Source organism: Syntrophomonas sp. UBA1041 (assembly GCF_002316705.1).
In the GTDB taxonomy this organism is placed as follows: Bacteria; Bacillota; Syntrophomonadia; order Syntrophomonadales; family Syntrophomonadaceae; genus DTU019.
Genome location: NZ_DCEA01000099.1, coordinates 28,129 through 28,498, shown reverse-complemented (window position 1 = coordinate 28,498; position 370 = coordinate 28,129). Strand labels below are relative to the sequence as shown.

Genomic DNA, 370 nt, shown 5'->3' with positions numbered 1-370 from the left:
CCAGCACTACCCCCAGCACATCATCGCTGATATCTTTGATCGGCGATGCGCTGTAATCAACCGGGCGTTCCCGCCCGTTGCGATCCAACAGCACGGCATGATTGACGGGTGTAACCTGGCGTGTTGACGATTGCATGGCCAAATCTACCGGATCAGGCTGGGGCAAATGGCTCTGTTCGTCAAAAATGCGGAATACTTTGCTCAAAGGCCTGCCTAGTGCTTCTTCGCGCCACCATCCGGTTAGGTTTTCGGCCACTTCGTTCATCATTAATACGGTGCCGTCTTGATGGGTGGATATGACTCCGTCGCCGATGGAATGAAGGGTGACCCTGAGCCGCTCCTTCTCAGTCTGAAGGTCGCGGGTGGCCTG

1 protein-coding gene is annotated in these 370 nt (G+C 55.7%); it reads right to left on the bottom strand.

Annotated elements, in window-relative coordinates; translation table 11 throughout:
• Positions 1-370, bottom strand: a 370-nt coding sequence (locus B2633_RS14505) for a PAS domain-containing protein (protein WP_483171443.1), incomplete at both ends; no start/stop codon positions are given.